The sequence below is a fragment of the uncultured Desulfovibrio sp. genome, assembly GCF_949282365.1.
Classification (GTDB): Bacteria; Desulfobacterota; Desulfovibrionia; order Desulfovibrionales; family Desulfovibrionaceae; genus Desulfovibrio.
Map to the genome: position 1 here is coordinate 62,066 of NZ_CASDOY010000004.1, position 16,763 is coordinate 78,828.

The 16,763-nt window shown below is 63.6% G+C and carries 13 protein-coding genes and 3 tRNA genes; 5 read left to right on the forward strand and 11 right to left on the reverse strand.

Annotation, left to right across the window (positions count from 1 at the left end):
* Positions 1 to 21 precede the first annotated feature (21 nt).
* Positions 22 to 1,668, forward strand: coding sequence for a chaperonin GroEL (gene groL / locus Q1X76_RS02590; protein ID WP_300717925.1), 1,647 nt, complete (start codon positions 22 to 24; stop codon positions 1,666 to 1,668).
* A gap of 318 nt (positions 1,669 to 1,986) precedes the next feature.
* Here the strand turns inward: groL and Q1X76_RS02595 are convergent.
* A tRNA-Arg gene (locus Q1X76_RS02595) sits at positions 1,987 to 2,063 on the reverse strand.
* Between the two features lie 419 nt (positions 2,064 to 2,482).
* Positions 2,483 to 2,560, reverse strand: a tRNA-Pro gene (locus Q1X76_RS02600).
* Positions 2,561 to 3,027: 467 nt separating this feature from the next.
* Between Q1X76_RS02600 and Q1X76_RS02605 the strand changes: the two genes are divergently transcribed.
* Both Q1X76_RS02605 and Q1X76_RS02610 read left to right on the forward strand, forming a co-directional pair.
* Positions 3,028 to 4,407 carry an APC family permease gene (locus Q1X76_RS02605; protein WP_300717926.1) on the forward strand — a complete coding sequence of 460 codons (1,380 nt, stop codon included), beginning with the start codon at positions 3,028 to 3,030 and terminating at the stop codon, positions 4,405 to 4,407.
* A gap of 23 nt (positions 4,408 to 4,430) precedes the next feature.
* Positions 4,431 to 5,324, forward strand: a complete 894-nt coding sequence (locus tag Q1X76_RS02610; RefSeq protein ID WP_300717928.1) for an acetamidase/formamidase family protein — start codon at positions 4,431 to 4,433, stop codon at positions 5,322 to 5,324.
* Positions 5,325 to 5,452: 128 nt separating this feature from the next.
* Here the strand turns inward: Q1X76_RS02610 and Q1X76_RS02615 are convergent, their stop codons facing one another.
* The 6 genes from Q1X76_RS02615 to xerD form a co-directional block, all read right to left on the reverse strand.
* The gene (locus tag Q1X76_RS02615; RefSeq protein ID WP_300717930.1) at positions 5,453 to 5,854 is read right to left on the reverse strand and encodes a DnaJ family domain-containing protein; all 402 of its coding nucleotides are present in this window, start codon (positions 5,852 to 5,854) and stop codon (positions 5,453 to 5,455) included.
* Positions 5,847 to 8,567 carry a DNA mismatch repair protein MutS gene (gene mutS, locus Q1X76_RS02620; protein ID WP_300717932.1) on the reverse strand — a complete coding sequence of 907 codons (2,721 nt, stop codon included), beginning with the start codon at positions 8,565 to 8,567 and terminating at the stop codon, positions 5,847 to 5,849. The genes Q1X76_RS02615 and mutS overlap by 8 nt, the downstream gene beginning before the upstream one ends.
* 78 nt (positions 8,568 to 8,645) lie before the next feature.
* The gene (locus Q1X76_RS02625) at positions 8,646 to 9,086 is read right to left on the reverse strand and encodes a LapA family protein (protein ID WP_300717934.1); all 441 of its coding nucleotides are present in this window, start codon (positions 9,084 to 9,086) and stop codon (positions 8,646 to 8,648) included.
* 25 nt (positions 9,087 to 9,111) lie between these two features.
* Positions 9,112 to 9,594 carry an HIT domain-containing protein gene (locus tag Q1X76_RS02630; RefSeq protein ID WP_168935299.1) on the reverse strand — a complete coding sequence of 161 codons (483 nt, stop codon included), beginning with the start codon at positions 9,592 to 9,594 and terminating at the stop codon, positions 9,112 to 9,114.
* 62 nt (positions 9,595 to 9,656) lie between these two features.
* A complete protein-coding gene (locus Q1X76_RS02635) occupies positions 9,657 to 12,338 on the reverse strand; it encodes a CBS domain-containing protein (RefSeq protein ID WP_300717936.1) in 2,682 nt (893 codons plus the stop codon).
* Complete coding sequence (xerD, locus tag Q1X76_RS02640; protein WP_300717938.1) at positions 12,338 to 13,276, reverse strand: site-specific tyrosine recombinase XerD; 939 nt, start codon at positions 13,274 to 13,276, stop codon at positions 12,338 to 12,340. The genes Q1X76_RS02635 and xerD overlap by 1 nt, the downstream gene beginning before the upstream one ends.
* A 27-nt stretch (positions 13,277 to 13,303) precedes the next feature.
* On the opposite strand from xerD, the gene folK reads away from it, so the two are divergent.
* Entirely contained in the window at positions 13,304 to 13,864 is a 561-nt protein-coding gene (gene folK, locus Q1X76_RS02645) for a 2-amino-4-hydroxy-6-hydroxymethyldihydropteridine diphosphokinase (RefSeq protein WP_300717940.1), read from the forward strand.
* Positions 13,865 to 13,943: 79 nt separating this feature from the next.
* Complete coding sequence (locus Q1X76_RS02650) at positions 13,944 to 14,237, forward strand: transcriptional regulator (RefSeq protein WP_300717942.1); 294 nt, start codon at positions 13,944 to 13,946, stop codon at positions 14,235 to 14,237.
* 164 nt (positions 14,238 to 14,401) lie between these two features.
* Here the strand turns inward: Q1X76_RS02650 and Q1X76_RS02655 are convergent.
* From Q1X76_RS02655 to Q1X76_RS02665, 3 genes are all read right to left on the reverse strand, one after another.
* Positions 14,402 to 14,478: transfer RNA gene (locus tag Q1X76_RS02655), tRNA-Arg, on the reverse strand.
* A 287-nt stretch (positions 14,479 to 14,765) separates the two neighbouring features.
* Complete coding sequence (locus Q1X76_RS02660; RefSeq protein WP_300717944.1) at positions 14,766 to 15,758, reverse strand: diguanylate cyclase; 993 nt, start codon at positions 15,756 to 15,758, stop codon at positions 14,766 to 14,768.
* A 20-nt stretch (positions 15,759 to 15,778) separates the two neighbouring features.
* Positions 15,779 to 16,735 (reverse strand): DMT family transporter, encoded by a 957-nt coding sequence (locus Q1X76_RS02665; RefSeq protein WP_300717945.1) that lies wholly within the window; start codon positions 16,733 to 16,735, stop codon positions 15,779 to 15,781.
* Positions 16,736 to 16,763: the final 28 nt, after the last annotated feature.

Consider the following 16,763-nt stretch of genomic DNA (forward strand, 5'->3'; position numbering starts at 1 on the left):
CATTCCCAGGAGGAAAATATAATGTCCGCTAAAGAAGTTCTCTTCGACGTGAAAGCCCGCGAAAAACTGGCGCGTGGTGTTGATAAACTGGCCAATGCCGTGAAAGTGACCCTCGGCCCCAAGGGCCGTAACGTGGCCATCGAAAAATCCTTTGGCGCTCCCGTCATCACCAAGGACGGCGTGACCGTGGCCAAGGAGATCGAACTGGACGACAAGTTTGAAAACATGGGCGCCCAGCTGGTGAAGGAAGTCGCCTCCAAGACCTCCGACGCCGCCGGCGACGGTACCACCACCGCCACCATCCTGGCCCAGGCCATTTACCATGAAGGCGTGAAGCTGGTGGCCGCCGGCCGCAATCCCATGGCCATCAAGCGCGGCATCGACAAGGGCGTGGAAGCCCTGATCGCCGAACTGGCCAACCTGGCCAAGCCCACCCGCGACCAGAAGGAGATCGCCCAGATCGGCACCATCTCCGCCAACTCCGACGCCACCATCGGCAACATTATCGCCGAAGCCATGGCCAAGGTGGGCAAGGAAGGCGTCATCACCGTTGAAGAAGCCAAGGGCCTGGAAACCACCATGGACGTGGTGGAAGGCATGCGCTTCGACCGCGGCTACCTCTCCCCCTACTTCGTGACCAATGCGGAGAAGATGGAATGCGAGATGGACAATCCGTACATCCTCTGCACTGAAAAGAAGATCTCCAGCATGAAGGACATGCTGCCCGTGCTCGAACAGGTCGCCAAGGTCAATCGTCCTCTGGTGATCCTGGCCGAAGACGTGGAAGGCGAAGCCCTGGCCACCCTGGTGGTCAACAAGCTGCGCGGCGCCCTGCAGGTGGTGGCCATCAAGGCCCCCGGCTTCGGCGACCGCCGCAAGGCCATGCTGCAGGACATCGCCATCCTGACCGGCGGTCAGGTGGCCTCCGATGATACCGGCACCAAGCTGGAAAACATGACCCTCAACGAACTGGGTACCGCCAAGCGCGTGGTGGTGAAGAAAGAAGACACCACCATCGTGGACGGCGCCGGCAAGGCCGATGAGATCAAGGCCCGCGTGAAGCAGATCCGCGCCCAGGTGGAAGAATCCACCTCCGATTACGACCGCGAAAAGCTGCAGGAACGCCTGGCCAAGTTGGTGGGCGGCGTGGCCGTGGTCCATGTGGGTGCCGCCACCGAAGTGGAAATGAAGGAAAAGAAGGACCGCGTGGAAGACGCCCTGAACGCCACCCGCGCCGCTGTGGAAGAAGGCATCGTGCCTGGCGGCGGTACGGCCCTGATCCGCGTGTCCAAGGTGCTCGACAGCATCAAGCCCGCTGACGACGACGAACTGGCCGGCGTGAACATCATCCGCAGCGCCATCGAAGCTCCCCTGCGCCAGATTGCCCACAACGCCGGCTTTGAAGGCTCCATCGTTGTGGAAAAGGTCCGCCAGGGCAAGGACGGCTTCGGCTTCAACGCCGCCACCGGCGAATACGAAGACCTCATCAAGGCCGGCGTCATCGATCCCAAGAAGGTGACCCGTACCGCCCTGCTGAACGCCGCTTCCGTGGCCTCCCTGCTGCTGACCACCGAATGCGCCATTTCCGAAAAGCCCGAACCCAAGAAGGACGCTCCTGCCATGCCTGGTGGCATGGACGGCATGGGCGGCATGGGCGGCATGTACTAAGCCGCCGCGAAGCCCCCGCTTCCGACTGGATGACAAAGGCCCCGCTTCGGCGGGGCCTTTTTTGTATCCGTGACACAGCGATGCCGCGAGCCTATAAGTGCCCATGAGAGGCAAAAGGAGCCGCGGACAGTCCCCTGCCGTCCCGGGAGCGACGCGAAGTGCTTTTCCCTCCATGCCGCCGGAGCGTCACTGCAAGAGGCGGTCATCGCCTGTGCCCGCGCCTCCAAAAACACTGCAAAGGGCCGGGCCATTCGGCATCCCGCCCTGTATCATGGACGCAAAAAAGGCGACCAGCAGAACTGATCGCCTGAATTTGCATGGTGCGCCCGAAGAGATTCGAACTCCTGGCCTACAGGTTCGTAGCCTGTTGCTCTATCCAGCTGAGCTACGAGCGCGTCGTGAGAATGTGTATAGGGGAAACTTGCACCCTTGTCAAACATTTTCGGGAAAATATTTTTCCCGGCCCTGTTGCGTGCAGCTGTGACCGCATCCCGCCCCGTTGCGCCAAGCTGGCGGCCATGCGGCTGCCTGTCTTCGCCCGCCGGGCCCGGCCCGGGGACCGGACGCACGGCCATGGCCCCCAAGGGCCCGGCGTGCTCCACGATATCCCGCCACAGCGCCGCCCCTGCCTGTTCGCCTCGACGGCCGCGCGCCATGAAAAAGGGCGAAACCGTCACATGGCGTGATCATCAGCTGGTGGCACCGGTGCAGACATGTTGCACCATCCGCCCAGGCGCGGGGCGGGCCTTCCTGTGCGGGGCTCTGGCGGAGATAAAAAAAGGGTCGCGGTCCGCACCGCAACCCGTGATTTTTATGGTCGGGATGGCGCGATTTGAACGCGCGGCCTCAGCGTCCCGAACGCTGCGCTCTAGCCAAACTGAGCCACATCCCGTTGCAAGAGGAGATATTACACCGACGGGCACCGACTTGCAAGTGTTTTTTCAAAAAAATTTCCACCGGGCCCTGCCGCCTGGCTCCATGCCTCCTCTGCGCAGGGTACGGGCCTCATCGTGACGGGCAGCGGGGCGAACAACTCTCCCAGCCGCCATGCGCGGGAGACGCGCCCCTTCCCGCGCATAGCCGACAGGTCACGGGGCTCGCCGGCATGCGCGGGATAGCCGTGGGGCGATACGGGCGGTCATATCGGGTGGCCCTGGTCGCCATGCGCAGGACACGACCTGCAGCCACGGGCAGGATTTCCCCCTATCCTCCCGGGCGCAGCGACAGCTCTGCGGACCAAGCCTCCACGGCGGGCAGGTTCCTCCCGCAGCAGGGGCTGCGCGTTGACTTTATGCCAAAAGGGGCTACAACCCTGATACCGGTTCGCCTGTCCGGTAAAAATTCTTTTGAGGTTGCTTTATGTCAACGACAGGATCCACAGAGAACTTCGGCTACGGCCAGGAACTGAAACGCGAACTCAGCTTCAAGGACGTCTTTGTCTACGGCATGCTGTTCATGGTGGTCATCGCGCCCATGTCCATCTACGGCTACATCTCCAAAGACAGCCAGATGATGGCGCCCTTCGTCTACTTCGTGGGCATCTGCGCCATGTTCTTCACCGCCCTGAGCTACATGAAGATGAGCAACCGCTTCCCCATCGCGGGCTCGGTCTATGCCTATGTGCAGCGCGGCCTGAACCATCATGTGGGCTTCATCGCCGGCTGGCTCATTTTGCTGGACTATGTGTTCGTGCCGGCCCTGCTCTACCTGCTGACCGCCAACTGGTGCGTGGAGCTCTTTCCGGCCACGCCCCGCTGGCTGTGGGTCATCATCTTCGTGGGCATCAATACCGTCATCAATGTCCGCGGCATCACCTACACCGCCCGCGCCGACTGGATCATGTTCTATGTGGAAGCCGTGGTGCTGGCGCTCTTCATCGGCTTCGGCCTCAATTACGTCCTTGGTGACGGCGGCGGCACCGGACAGCTGGTCATGGATCCCCTGTACCGTCCCGGCGAGATGAACCTGCAGTTCATCGGTCTGGCCTGCACCATCGCCTGCCTCTCCTTCCTGGGCTTCGACGGCATCTCCACCCTGGCCGAAGAGACCCACCGCCCCGAAGTGACCATCGGGCGCGCCACCATGGCCGCCCTGCTCTGCATCGGCTTGTTGTTCATGCTCCAGACCTATGTGGCCACCATCATCCAGCCCGACCTGGACAAGATGAATCCCGATACGGCCTTCTTCGACGCGGCCGCCATCGCCGCAGGCGACTGGTTCCGCAAGGTGCTGCTGGTGGTCAACATCCTGGCCGTGGGCATCGCCAACACCATGAACGCCCAGGCCGCCACCTCGCGCGTGCTGTACGGCATGTCGCGCGACGACGTGCTGCCCGGCGTCTCCGGCCTGTTCCGCAAGGTGCATCCCCGTTTCCAGACCCCCTATATCGCCACCATCGCCGTGGGCATCTTCTCCATCCTGGTGGCCGAGCTCTCCACCGTGGAAGACCTGGCCCGCCTGGTGAACTTCGGCGCCCTGACCTCCTTCATCCTGCTCAACATCGCGGTCTTCAACTTCTTCTGGCTGCGTGAGAAGATGCGCGGCGGCAAGGCCCTGCTCAATTATGTGGTCTGCCCCTTCTGCGGCGTGCTGATCCTGGGCTATGTCTGGCTCTCCTTCGACAGCATGACCCAGATCGTGGGCTTCAGCTGGCTGGCCGTCGGCCTGGTCATCGGTTTCGTCAAGAGCAAGGGCTACAAGGTCGTGCCCGAAGCCTTCCGCAAGAGCGATATGGTCTAACCTTTCAGCGCAGGAGTTCCTCCATGCAGTATTTCGACAAGGTCGTCTATACCTTCAGCGCCGACAACGAGCCCGCCGGCAGCATCGACTCCGGCGAGATCGTCATCTTCCGCACCCAGGACTGTTTCAGCAACCAGATGCACTCCGAAAGCCAGCTGGTGACCAGCTGCGACTACAGCAAGATGAACCCGGCCACCGGTCCCCTGTTCGTGCGTGACGCCCGTCCCGGGGACGTCATCAAGGTGGAGCTGCTGGACGTGCAGTGCGACACCATCGGCACCACAACCACCCTGCCCCAGATCGGCCCCCTCTGGGACAAGTGCGAGACGCGCACCAAGCGCATCCCCATCGAAAACGGCAAGGCCGTCTTCAATGACGTGACCTTCCCCATCGATCCCATGATCGGCGTCATCGGCGTGGCGCCGCAAAAGGGCGTCAGCGTGCCCTGCGGCTATCCCGGCAGCCACGGCGGCAACCTGGACTGCAAACTGATGGTCAAGGGCCATACGGCCTACTTCCCCGTGCGTGTGGAAGGCGGCCTACTGCAGATGGGCGACATGCACGCCGTCATGGGCGACAGCGAGCTGTGCGGCACCGGTCTGGAGATCAACGGCAGCGTCATCGCCCGTGTGAGCGTCATCAGGGACTGCCCTCTGGAATGGCCCGTCCTGGAGACCGCCGACACCTGGTACACCCTGGCCAGCGCCCCCGGCTATGAAGAAGCCCTGCGCCACGCCAGCGTGCAGATGCAGCGGCTGGTGGCCGCCGCCACCGGCTGGGACGCCACGGACGCCTATCTCTACATGTCCCTGCGCGGCGATCTGGAGATCTGCCAGGCCTGCAAGCCCTGCGAAGTGGACCTCATCGTGCGTCTGGGCGTGCCCAAGGCCGACATGAAGCGCCCGCTGGTGGGCTGATGTGACGCAAGGGGCGGTGTGCATCCTGCGGCCTGCATCCGCGGACGCAGGACCCGGCAAAGAAAAAGGCTGTCCGCGACCACGGGCAGCCTTTTTGTGTCCCTTCTCCTTGCCGTCCGGCAAGGATGCTATTTTTTCTTCCTGCCGCGGCAGGTGATCCGCTCCAGCAGGCGGTCATAATACATATCATCATCAAGGTTCAGGGGCCGCTGATGCCTCATGCGCGCCTGCAGGATCATGAAACGCAGTTTCTGCATCTGGCGCACGCGCTCCTGCTCGTCCTCGCAATGCTCCAGCATGTCGGCCAGATTGCTGATCTCCTTGCGCTCCGCCAATTCCGGCGGCACGCAGCCGGCATTGCGCAGGACCTTGTAGGCCATGCGCAGCTCCTCGGGGACATGGCTGTCGTCCTCCAGCTCCAGCGGCCTGCCCTGACCGGGGAGATGATCGAAATCCCCCTTGGCCATGGCTTCCTCGATACGTTTCTCGGCAATGGTCTGGATGACGGACCAGGGGCTGACCTCAGCCATGCTTTTCCTCCGTTTCGGGGGCATCGGCCCAGAGTTTTTTCCATTCCATGATGAGCTTGAGCGCCGCCAGCGGCGAAAGGGTCTCCGGGTCCAGATCGCGCAACAGCAGGACCAGCGGATGCGGCCCGGCTTCCGGCGCGGCCGGGATATCCACGGGCAGGGCCGGCGGCTCGTCACGGGAGACGCGCTTTTCCATGCCGGGCAGGGCCAGACTGGCCGTCTGCGGCGACATGCGCCGGCCCTCGCCCCGGCTCTGCTCCAGCTCGATGAGGATGGTCCGCGCCCGCTGCACCACCGGAGCGGGCACACCGGCCAGCCGGGCCACCTCCACGCCGTAGCTGCGATCCGCGGGCCCGGGCACCAGCTTGTGCAGGAACAGGATGTCGCCGCCGTATTCCCGGATGGCGATGTTCATGGTGAACACGCCGGGGATGCACTTTTCCAGCGCTGTCAGCTCGTGGTAATGGGTGGCGAACAGGGTGCGGACCTCACCGCGGGCGCGCCCGGCCAGATCTTCCACCACGGCCCAGGCCAGGGCCACACCGTCATAGGTGCTGGTGCCGCGCCCGATCTCGTCCAGGATCACCAGACTGCGTTTGGTGGCCTGACGCAGGATGCGGGCCGTCTCCATCATCTCCACCATGAAGGTGCTCTGCCCCTGGGCCAGATTGTCCGACGCGCCCACGCGCGAGAACAGGCGATCCACCAGCCCCAGCCGCGCCCGGGTGGCCGGTACCATGGAGCCGGTCTGAGCCAGCAGGCAGATGATGGCCACCTGACGCAGCACCGTGGACTTGCCCGCCATATTGGGCCCCGTGAGCAGACACAGGCGCCGCCGGGCGTCCAGGGTGATGCTGTTGGGCACGAAATTGGCCTGCCCGATCATGGCTTCCACCACAGGATGGCGCCCTTCCTCGATGAGGATGTCGGCACTGCTGTCCAGCTCGGGACGGCACCAGCCGTTGCGGCGGCCCACTTCGGCCAGGCTCTGCCAGTAATCCAGATGCGCGATGACGTCCGCCATGTGCAGGATGCGTTCCCGCTGCTGGGCCATGAAGGCGCGCAGATCCTGATACAGCTGATATTCCAGTGTCTTGCGCTTTTCGGAAGCAGAGAGGAGCGCCTCCTCCAGCTCCTTGAGCGCCGGGGTGGTGAAGCGCTCGGCATTGGCCAGGGTCTGGCGGCGGATGAAATGTTCCGGCACGGGCCCGCTGTGCGCGGCCTTGCTCAATTCATAGTAGTAGCCGAAGACCCGGTTGAAGCCCAGCTTGAGCTTGGCGATACCGGTCTGCTGCTGTTCGCGGACCAGTTCCTCCTGGAGCTTTTGCTCGCCGTGGTCCACCAGATCCAGCAGACGGTCCAGCTCGGCATTGTAGCCGACCTTGAACAGCCCCCCTTCCGTGATGACCACCGGCGGGCTGTCCACCAGCGCGCTGCGCAGCAGGCGGGCGCAATCGCCCAGATCGTCCCAGCCCTTGAGCAGCTCGTAGACGACCCGGGGCGCGTACTCGCCGTTTTCCTGCCCGGCCAGCGGATAGCTGCCGTCCGTCGGCCGGGTCAGGGCCGCATGCACCGCCGGCAGGGCCGCAAGGCTGTTGCCGAGTGCGATGAAGTCCCGCGGCGTGGCCCGGTTGACCGTCACGCGCGTGGACAGGCGCTCCAGATCGTAGACATCCTTGAGGGCTTCCCGCAGCAGGGCGCGGCGGCCGTCATCGTCATGCAGCAGGGCCACCGCCTCCTGGACGGCCAGGATGGGCGCGGTCTCGCGCCAGGGATGCCGCAGCATGTCTTCCAGCAGGCGGCCGCCCATGGGCGTCATGGTATCGTCCAGCACATGGCGCAGGGTCCCCTTGCCCTTGCGCCCGTTGAGGCGCTGGAAGATCTCCAGATTGCGCTCCGTCACCTCGTCCACCAGCATATGCCGGCCCAGGTCCAGAGGCTGGAAGGGCATCAAATGCTCGGGGCGGCGTTTCTGGGTCTGCTCCAGATAGATGAGCAGCGCCCCGCAGGCCCGCACCAGGCAGGGCTTGTTCCGCAGCCCCAGAGCCGCCAGCTCCTGCACGGCCTGGGCCTCCAGCAGACGACGCTCGGCCCGGCGGGCATCGAAGGCGGCCGCGGGACGGCGCAACAGGCGCACGCCTTCCAGCAGGCATTTGGGCGGCAGCTCCCTGTCGTCCGGCACCAGCAGCTCGCGCGGCGCCAGCTTCTGTATCCACTGCCAGAGCTCGGGCAGACGCCTGACCTCCATGCCGGACCATTGCCCTGTGGAGATGTCCGCCCAGACGAAGGCCCCGCTCTGCCCTTCCCAGAAGGCGGCCCCCAGATAATTGTGGCTGCGGGCGTCCAGATTGGCGTCTTCCAGCACGGTGCCGGGCGTCACCACGCAGGTGACGGCCCGCTGGACGAGGCCCTTGGCGGCCTTGGGGTCCTCGGTCTGGTCGCAGATGGCCACATGGAAGCCCTTGTCGATGAGCTGGGCGATGTAGGCCTGCGCGGCATGCCAGGGCACGCCGCACATGGGCACGGGGTTCTCCGTGTCCCGGCTGCGGCTGGTCAGGGCTATCTGCAGCTCCCGGGCCGCCGTGACGGCGTCGTCGAAGAAGAGCTCGTAAAAGTCGCCCATCCGGTAGAACAGCAGCGCGTCAGGATACTCCGCCTTGATGCGCAGATACTGCTCGAACATGGGGGTCAGTTTTGGGTTTTTTTCTGCCATAGGTCCAAGATGCGCAGCGGCGCTGCCCAAAGACAGCGCCGCTGCAAAAATATGCGCCTGGATGCGCAGGGAAAGGGGCTAGGCCTTGTCGGGATCGGGAGCGGCCACTTCTTCCGCCGCAGGAGCGGCCTTTTCCTTGGCGGGAGCGGCCTCGATCGCCTGGGCCTTCTCCTGGGAGACCTTGCGGAGGAAGTTGCCGCGGGCGGTCTCGCCGTCCAGGTTCTTCTTCAGCTTGGCCACTTCACGTTCCAGCGAGGACACGCGCCACTTGGTCTTCATGTAACGGGCCGTGAGGTGCATCTTGTCCCACACCAGCAGGGCCACCGCCAGCAGGGCGCCCACGAAGAAGGCCACGATGACGATGAAATAGAACGGCAGCGGGATGGACGTCATCTCAGGCACGAAGAAGAGATTGAGTTTGAGCGTCATGGCCGTGGACAGGGGCGCCTGGTTCTGGAAGAAGAAAACCAGGCTGAAGAAAATCAGGACAACAAGTAGCAGGACCTTTACATAGCGCATAGTCTCCTCCTCTGCGCGGTGGTGTTCAGAACCGGTCGAAATATGGCTTCAGATGGGCATAACTGCTGCGCAGGTGCTCCGGGATGGTCCGCACTTCGTCCATCACGGCCATGAAGGAGGAATCCCCGTTCCACCGCGGCACAAGATGGAAATGCAGATGTTCCCGGATACCGGCTCCGGCGGCCTGCCCCTGATTGAGGCCGATATTGATGCCCTCGCAGTGAAAATGTTCCTGCAGCACCAGGGTACAGCGCTGCATCAGGTCCATGATCTCGTGCGTCTCATCCGTTTCAAGCTGGGCCAGCGCCATCACATGCCGATAGGGACAGACCATGATGTGCCCGTTGCTGTACGGAAATTTGTTCATGATCACAAAAGCATGCCTGCCCCGGTACAGGACCAGCCGTTCCTCGTCTTCGTCCCTGCTTTCGGGAAGGCAAAAGACGCAGCTGTCCGGTTTGGGGCCGAGGATGTACTCGATGCGCCAGGGCGTCCACAACTGTTTCATTTTCTTTTCCTCAATACACGGCTTGCGCTCCAAGGGCAAGTCCTGCCCAGGATGCCGTTCGTTTATTTAGGAAATACGCCTTCCTGCCGGGCCATGTCCAGAGCCAGGCGCCGCTGGCTGTCGGCATCAGGAGCCCGCCCGTCCAGCTTGCTGATCAGGATGGCCCGCAGGATGCGCCCGAACAGCGGCCCCGGAGCTATGCCCATGTCGCGCAGATCCCGCCCGTCGATATCCGGCTTTTCCTGCCGCCACTGGGTGATGTGGCGGGAAAGGTTCTTCCGCAGTCCGCCGTCTTCCACGCTGGCCATGATGTAGAGCAAAAATTCCAGCGAGAGCTTTTCCAGCAGCAGGCACAGCTCGCTGATCCGGCCCGTGCCGTTCTCAAAATCCTTCTGCCAGCGCGCCAGCTTGGGCTGGACGTGGCGCATGGATTCGCGTTGCTGCAAGATCTCCTGCTTGCGCCCTTCCGGCAGGCCCAGCGCCGAGAAGTTGGCGGACACGTCGGCATAATTCAGCCGGTGCCCCAGAGCCAGGAAATAGACCAGCCAGTTCTCGACACCTTCATCGAAATACAGCAGGCGGTACCAGTTGAGCATGGAGCGGACCTCCTGCAGGACCTGGCGTTTGCTCGGCGTCAGGGCCAGAGCGGGGCCCAGGGCCCGCAGCAGGCCCAGCGCATCCAAGCGCTCAAAACAGGCCACAGGATCGTCTTCATCGCATATATGATTATATTCGTTGAAGATACGCTTTCCGGAAAGTTTGTCCAGCATGTGCAGGCTGAGCAGGTTCTTGATGAGCTTTTCCGCGCTGGGCCCGATGTGGAAGCCATAGCGCTGTTCAAAGCGCACCGCGCGCAGGCTGCGCGTGGGGTCTTCCACGAAGCTGAGGGTATGCAGCACCCGCAGGACCCCTTCCTTGATGTCCCGCTGGCCGCCGAAAAAGTCCACCAGCTGCCCGTAGGGCGTGCAATCCAGCCTGATGGCCAGGGCGTTGATGGTGAAATCGCGCCGGAACAGATCCATCTTAATGGAGGAGAGCTCCACCGTGGGCAGGGCCGCGGGCGATTCGTAATATTCCAGGCGGGCGGTGGCCACGTCGATGCGCTGCTCCGCGCCGTCTTCGTCATGGTAGATGACCATGGAGGTCAGGAACTTGCGGTGTTCGCGCACCCGGCCGCCCAGCTTTTCGGCCAGGGCCCGGGCAAAGGCCGCCCCCTCGCCCTCCACCACGAAATCCACATCGTGGTTGGGCCGGTCCAGCAAGAGATCGCGCACGAAACCGCCCACCACATAGACCGGCATGGCCAGCTGCTGCCCCAGCTGCCCGGCCAGCTCCAGCAGGCTGCGCACCCGCGCGGGCAGGCGGTCCCGCAAGAGCTTGGCCACATTGCGCTCGCGCGAGGGGCTTTCCTGATAATCCAGGATCTGGCCCGGCTCGGACGTGATGACGTTGATCAGGTCCGTACGGGTCACCACGCCCACCACCAGCCCCTTTTCCACGATGGGCACCAGACGCTGGCGGCCGCCGACGATGATGGACGAGATGTCCCGCAGGGGCGCGTCCGGCGCCAGGGATTTGATATTGCGGCGCATGTAGTCATCCACGGGCCTGTCGCCCAGCTTGTGGCTGGTGGCGCGGGACGCCGTCTGCGCGTCCAGGATGCCCACGCACTGGCGCGTCCCCGGCTTGAAGACCGGCACGGCCTTGAGGCCGAAGTGCATCATCAGGGTATCGGCCTCGCGCATGCTGCGATCCGAGTCGATGCCCACCGCCGGCGAGGACATATAATCGCTGGCGGTCTTGTCCTGCCCTGCCTGCATGTGCAGGTTGCGCACGATGGCATCATGGACTTCATTGAGGGTCAGGTTGCGGATGGAAGCCGACGCGGCATAGGCATGGCCCCCGCCGCCCAGCTCGGCGCAGATCCGCCCCACGTTGACGGCGTCGCTGCGGCTGCGCGCCACCACCTGCACCCTGTCCTCCATGCGTCCCACGGCGAACAGGACCGTGAATTTCTCCATCTCCATCAACCGGTGCGCCAGGTAGGCGAAATCCCCCAGATAATGTTCCATGGAGGCTTCGGCGATGACCACCTGCTCATTGTTGATGGTATAGACGCGCGCCGATTCCAGCAGGCTGTTGAGGGCCCGCACATGCAGGCTGGTCAGCTCGTGGGCCGCCATTTCGTTGATGGCGTTGACGTCCATGCCCTGGGTCAGCAGCCAGGCCGAACTTTCAAAATCCAGCGGCGTGGTGGAACTGTAGGTGAAGGAGCCCGTATCCCCGTAAATGCCCAGCCCCAGCAGGGTGGCATCCTCACTTTCCAGGCTTATCCCCCGCTGGCGCAGCTCCCGGACCAGAAGGGCCGTGACGGACCCCACGGTCTCCACATGGCTTTCGTGGGCCTGCACGTCTTCCGACGAGGCCGGATGATGATCCCAGACCTCGACATGCACGCCTTCCCTGTCCAGCAGTGCGGAGACATGGCGGACCCGCTCGCGCTGCCGGGTGTCCACCAGCACCAGACGGCGGATATCGTCCCAGGGGATGTCCCCGCTCTCGGTCAGATGATAGCGTTTGGCATCCAGCGTGGCGACGACCTTCTGCAAGCCCCGCTCCTGCGTGCCCGGGAACAGCAGCAGGCTGTCCGGGTACAGGAAAAGGGCCGCGAGCATGGCGGCAAAGGAATCGAAATCGGCATTGGCATGGCAGGTGACCAGTGTCCCGGAAAAGGATGCGGACATCACGACTGACTCCGTGGATGGAACTGCCTGTGCAGGGCATGCAGACGCCCGGCCTGCACATGGGTGTAGATTTCCGTGGCGCTGATGTCGGCATGGCCCAGCAAAAGCTGCACGGAACGCAGATCAGCGCCGCCCTCAAGCAGATGGGTGGCGAAGGAATGACGGAAGGTATGCGGCGAAATGGCGCGGCGTATCCCGGCCAACAAGGCGTACTTTTTGACCATTTTCCAGACATACTGGCGGGTCAGGCCCTTGCCGGAACGGTTGAGGAACAGGTGGCGGCTCCGGGGGGAGAAATCGGCGCGCCAGTGCTCCAGCCATTGCTGCAACAGGTCCAGCACCAGCGCGTGCAGCGGCACCAGCCTGTCCTTGGCCCCCTTGCCGGAGACCAGCACCAGGCCGCGCTGCATGTCGACGTCGGACACCAGCAGATTACAGACCTCCGAAACGCGCAGGCCCGCCGCGTAGAGCATCTCCAGCAGGCAGCGATCGCGGCGGCCGCATTTCTCGCGCATGTCCGGCAGTTGCAGCAGGCGCTCCATCTCGGCCCTGCTCAGGACTTCCGGCAAATACCGGGGCAGGCGCGGGCTTTCCAGCAGGGCGGCGGGATTGGCGTCCAGCAGGCCCTCTTCCAGCGCGTATTCAAAGAAGCCCCGCAGGGCCGACAAGCGCCGGGCCAGGGTGCGCCCTGCATTTTTCCTGCCCCGCAGCCAGGCCAGGTACAGAAAGATGTCATGCTCGTCCAGGCTGGCCTTGTCGCTCTCCCCCAGCTCTTCCCAAAAAAGAAAGAAGTTCTCCAGATCCTGCCGGTAAGAAACGACCGTGCGCATGGAAAGGCCCCGCTGGGCCAGCAGGAAATCCCCCCAGCCGGGGATCTGCTTCTTCAGCGTCTGCAAGGGGCACGCAGGGGCCGCAGATGACAAGTTTTTTTCCGCCATGCCGCCATGCTAGCTGCCTTGGGCGGAATGGGCAAGATTTTTGACAGGAAGCGGGCAAATGTCTACAACCGGGGCATGACCGCACCCACCATCACCGCCTTTGTCTGTCTGGGTTCCAATACGCCGGATGCGGCGCGGATGCTCGCCCTGGCGGCGGAACGCCTGCGCTCCCTGCCCCATGCCCGCGTGGAGGCGCTCTCCGGCGTCTACCTCACCGAACCGCAGGACTATGCCGACCAGCCCTGGTTCCACAATCAGGTGGTCCGCCTGGCGCTGGAAAGCCTCTGGACGCCCCAGGGCCTCGTGCGGGCGCTGCTCACGGAAGAACAGCTGCTGGGCAGGCAGCGCAGCGCCGATCCCGCCCTGCGTTTCGGGCCGCGCTGCATCGACATGGACCTGCTGCTCTTTGGCGACGCCGTCTGCACGGCCCCGGAAAGCATCGTCCCCCATCCGCGCATGTGCCGCCGCGCCTTTGTCCTCATCCCCCTGCGCGACGTGGGCGCGGAGTGCCGCATCCACGGACGGACGCCCGCGGAGTGGCTGGCTGGGCTCGACTATCGACAGGAAGGTCGGAGAATTTTTCAGTGACGCGCAAAAGCTCTTGTGCTATCCTGACTTACCAAGAAAGAACGAAGTCCCTGTACCCGCAGGGTGAAGGAGCGACCACATGTGGAAATGGCTTGTGCTGGGTCTGGCCATCTACGTCCTGTACCGACTGTTTGCCAATGACTTCCTGAAAAAGAAAAAAGAGAACGCCGAGGACCAGGCCGCCGAAGTGGAGCGCAAGGTCGCTGCCGGCGAAATGGTCAAAGACCCTGAATGCGGCACCTATGTGTCCGTGGACGGCAACATCTCCGTGCGCGACGGCGACAAGGTCTACCGCTTCTGCAGCTACGAATGCCGCGACAAATTCCTGGAGCGCCTGCAGGCAGGCGGCCGCGAGCTGCCCCCCCGCGACTAGACAAGCTTTCCACACCGTTTTTTCGAGCCCGTGGCTGCACGGGCTTTTTCTTTGCATACCAGAAGAGCCCCCGCCATGCGGGGGCTCTTCTCCGTACGCGGGCACGCGACCCGGCGCTGATGAACAAAAAAGGCGACCAGCAGAACTGATCGCCTGAATTTGCGTGGTGCGCCCGAAGAGATTCGAACTCCTGGCCTACAGGTTCGTAGCCTGTTGCTCTATCCAGCTGAGCTACGAGCGCGTCGTGAAAAGGTATGTATAGAAAACGACCGGCAACGTCAAGCGTTTATCAAAAGAAATTTATGCAAAAAAACGGACCGGGCGGGACAGGCGGAGCAGCGTCCCCGTGGTCCGCGACGCGGACGGCGAAAGGCGGCCGGACCGCCTGCGGTCCAGGCCCGGCAGGAGGGCTGACCGGCAGCGCCTCTGCCCCGCACCGCTGAAGGCATGAAGCCTCCCGCCGCGTCCGGCGGCGCTTCCCGGCTCCCCTCCCGGCGCGGGGCACGCGGGCGATCCCCTTCTTTTCGTTCAGCGTTGCCTGCGATTGTTTTCCTTGCGGGCATAGAACTCCCGTTTGGCCAGGTACATCTTTTTGTCCGCTTCGTTGATCTGCTCGTCGATGCGGCTCTGCCCGGAACGCCAGGAGAGGCCGCAGGCCATGGAGATGCCCGCTTCCCGCAGTTCGCGCAGCGCGGTACTGGCATGGGCGTGGAAAACGTCCCTGTCGGACTCGTCGTCGATGGCGATGAACTCGTCTCCGCCGATGCGGTAGACCTTGTTGCCGAAGCTCCGCAAAAGACAGGCGGCCGTCCGGCGGATGAGGTCGTCACCGGCCTGATGGCCCTGGAGGTCGTTGATCTTTTTCAGGCCGTTCACATCGAAATAGGCGATACCGAGGCTGCCGCACGCATGGCGCAGGGCTTCGCACACCTGGTTGAACCTGTTTCTGTTGTACAGCCCGGTGGCAAGGTCCGTGACCGACATGCGCACGATGACCTCATGCTGTGCGGCGAGCTGCTGCTTCTGGATCTCGATCTGTTCCCGAAAATATTTGCGGGACTCGAAGGACATTTTTTCAGGAAAGCCGATATCCGTCGGGTCCATCTCGCTGTAAGGATTGGACAGATGGAGATGACAGCAGCGGGGCCCCTCTCCGGTCCAGCGGAACACGGTGGTGATGCGCTGATGTACGCGCAGGAAGACCCCGGAAGCAGGAGGCGTGGCGATCCACAGCCGGCCCGTGCAGATGAAGATGTCCGCCGCCGGCTGGATGACGTCATAGCGTTCATCGGAGATCTCGCAGCGGGGCACCCTGCCCGCGAAGGACTGGAAGATCCTGCGCACTATCTCCGGATCGACGGCATATTCCTGCTCCGCCGCGCCGATCCAGCTGAACACCGCATCCACATGATCGAGGAACAGCTCCGTATCGTTCTCGCAGTAATGCCTGTGCAGGAACAGGCTGACGAGCTCCGCGAGCTGCTGTTTTTTTTCATCGTCCGTCAAAGGGCGCTGTTGCATATGTGGCTCCTCGCGCATGTCTATCCGGTGAAACTGTCATCCGCGCCCTTTTCGCTGGCCAAAGGCTCCCGCACCTTGTCCCTGGCCGCCGTCCCGCCCCGGCTGCCGGGTCTCAGCTCGCTGACCAGCACTCCGGCCAGGATCAGGATGCCGCCGAGCAGGGCCAGCCCCGGCAGGCGTTCCCCGGCCATGCGGCCGAAAACGCCGGCCCAGACCGGCTCGCCGGAATAGATGAGCGTGGCCCGCGTGGGCGAGACCTTTTTCTGGGCCCAGTTGATGGCATACTGGATGCCCGCCGTGGAGACGCCCAGGGCAAAGGCGCTGCCCAGCACCAGCCAGGACGGCGGCGGCACGCTCTCGCCCACCAGCGGCATGGTGACGAAACTCAGCAGCGACGCCATGAGCACCTGTACGATGGTGACCCGCCGGGCATTGACGCTGCGGGCCACCAGACCGATGAGGATGATCTCCATGGCGATGGACAGCGCGCTGACGGCCGTCAGCATCTCGCCGCGGCCAAAACCGGCGCTGCTGTCATCGGGACCGGCCAGCAACAGCACGCCGGGAAAGGCCAGGGCGATGCCCACCCAGGCCATGAGATGCGGCGGGCGCCTCATGACCAGCCATTGCAGCAGGGGCACCAGCGGCACATAGAAGGCCGTGATGAAGGCCGACTTGCTGGCCGTGATGGTCTGCAGGCCGCAGGTCTGCAGGGCGTAGCCGCCGAAGATGCACAGGCCTATGCCCATGCCCGCCCAGACTTCGCGCCAGGTGAAGTCCCTGAGCAGGGGCAGGGAAAACAGCGTCAGGGCCAGGGCCGCGCAGGCAAAGCGCACGCCCACGAAAAAGAACGGCCCCGTGGCCTCCAGGGCGCTGCGGATGATGATGAAGGTGGCGCCCCAGATCATGGTGATCAGGATCAGGACCCACTCTTCCAGTGGGAGCCGTGTGCGCAGGCGCGCAAAAAAAGCCGTCATGCATGCCTCCAGAGCAGGGGGAAGGGCA

What these genes read in the sequence shown, in the direction of transcription:
- groL (WP_300717925.1), top strand. Translation starts at nt 22, where the DNA reads ATGTCCGCTAAAGAAGTTCTCTTCGACGTGAAAGCCCGCGAAAAACTG.
- Q1X76_RS02605 (WP_300717926.1), top strand. Translation starts at nt 3,028, where the DNA reads ATGTCAACGACAGGATCCACAGAGAACTTCGGCTACGGCCAGGAACTG.
- Q1X76_RS02610 (WP_300717928.1), top strand. Translation starts at nt 4,431, where the DNA reads ATGCAGTATTTCGACAAGGTCGTCTATACCTTCAGCGCCGACAACGAG.
- Q1X76_RS02615 (WP_300717930.1), bottom strand. Translation starts at nt 5,854, where the DNA reads ATGGCTGAGGTCAGCCCCTGGTCCGTCATCCAGACCATTGCCGAGAAA.
- mutS (WP_300717932.1), bottom strand. Translation starts at nt 8,567, where the DNA reads ATGGCAGAAAAAAACCCAAAACTGACCCCCATGTTCGAGCAGTATCTG.
- Q1X76_RS02625 (WP_300717934.1), bottom strand. Translation starts at nt 9,086, where the DNA reads ATGCGCTATGTAAAGGTCCTGCTACTTGTTGTCCTGATTTTCTTCAGC.
- Q1X76_RS02630 (WP_168935299.1), bottom strand. Translation starts at nt 9,594, where the DNA reads ATGAAACAGTTGTGGACGCCCTGGCGCATCGAGTACATCCTCGGCCCC.
- Q1X76_RS02635 (WP_300717936.1), bottom strand. Translation starts at nt 12,338, where the DNA reads ATGTCCGCATCCTTTTCCGGGACACTGGTCACCTGCCATGCCAATGCC.
- xerD (WP_300717938.1), bottom strand. Translation starts at nt 13,276, where the DNA reads ATGGCGGAAAAAAACTTGTCATCTGCGGCCCCTGCGTGCCCCTTGCAG.
- folK (WP_300717940.1), top strand. Translation starts at nt 13,304, where the DNA reads ATGGGCAAGATTTTTGACAGGAAGCGGGCAAATGTCTACAACCGGGGC.
- Q1X76_RS02650 (WP_300717942.1), top strand. Translation starts at nt 13,944, where the DNA reads ATGTGGAAATGGCTTGTGCTGGGTCTGGCCATCTACGTCCTGTACCGA.
- Q1X76_RS02660 (WP_300717944.1), bottom strand. Translation starts at nt 15,758, where the DNA reads ATGCAACAGCGCCCTTTGACGGACGATGAAAAAAAACAGCAGCTCGCG.
- Q1X76_RS02665 (WP_300717945.1), bottom strand. Translation starts at nt 16,735, where the DNA reads ATGACGGCTTTTTTTGCGCGCCTGCGCACACGGCTCCCACTGGAAGAG.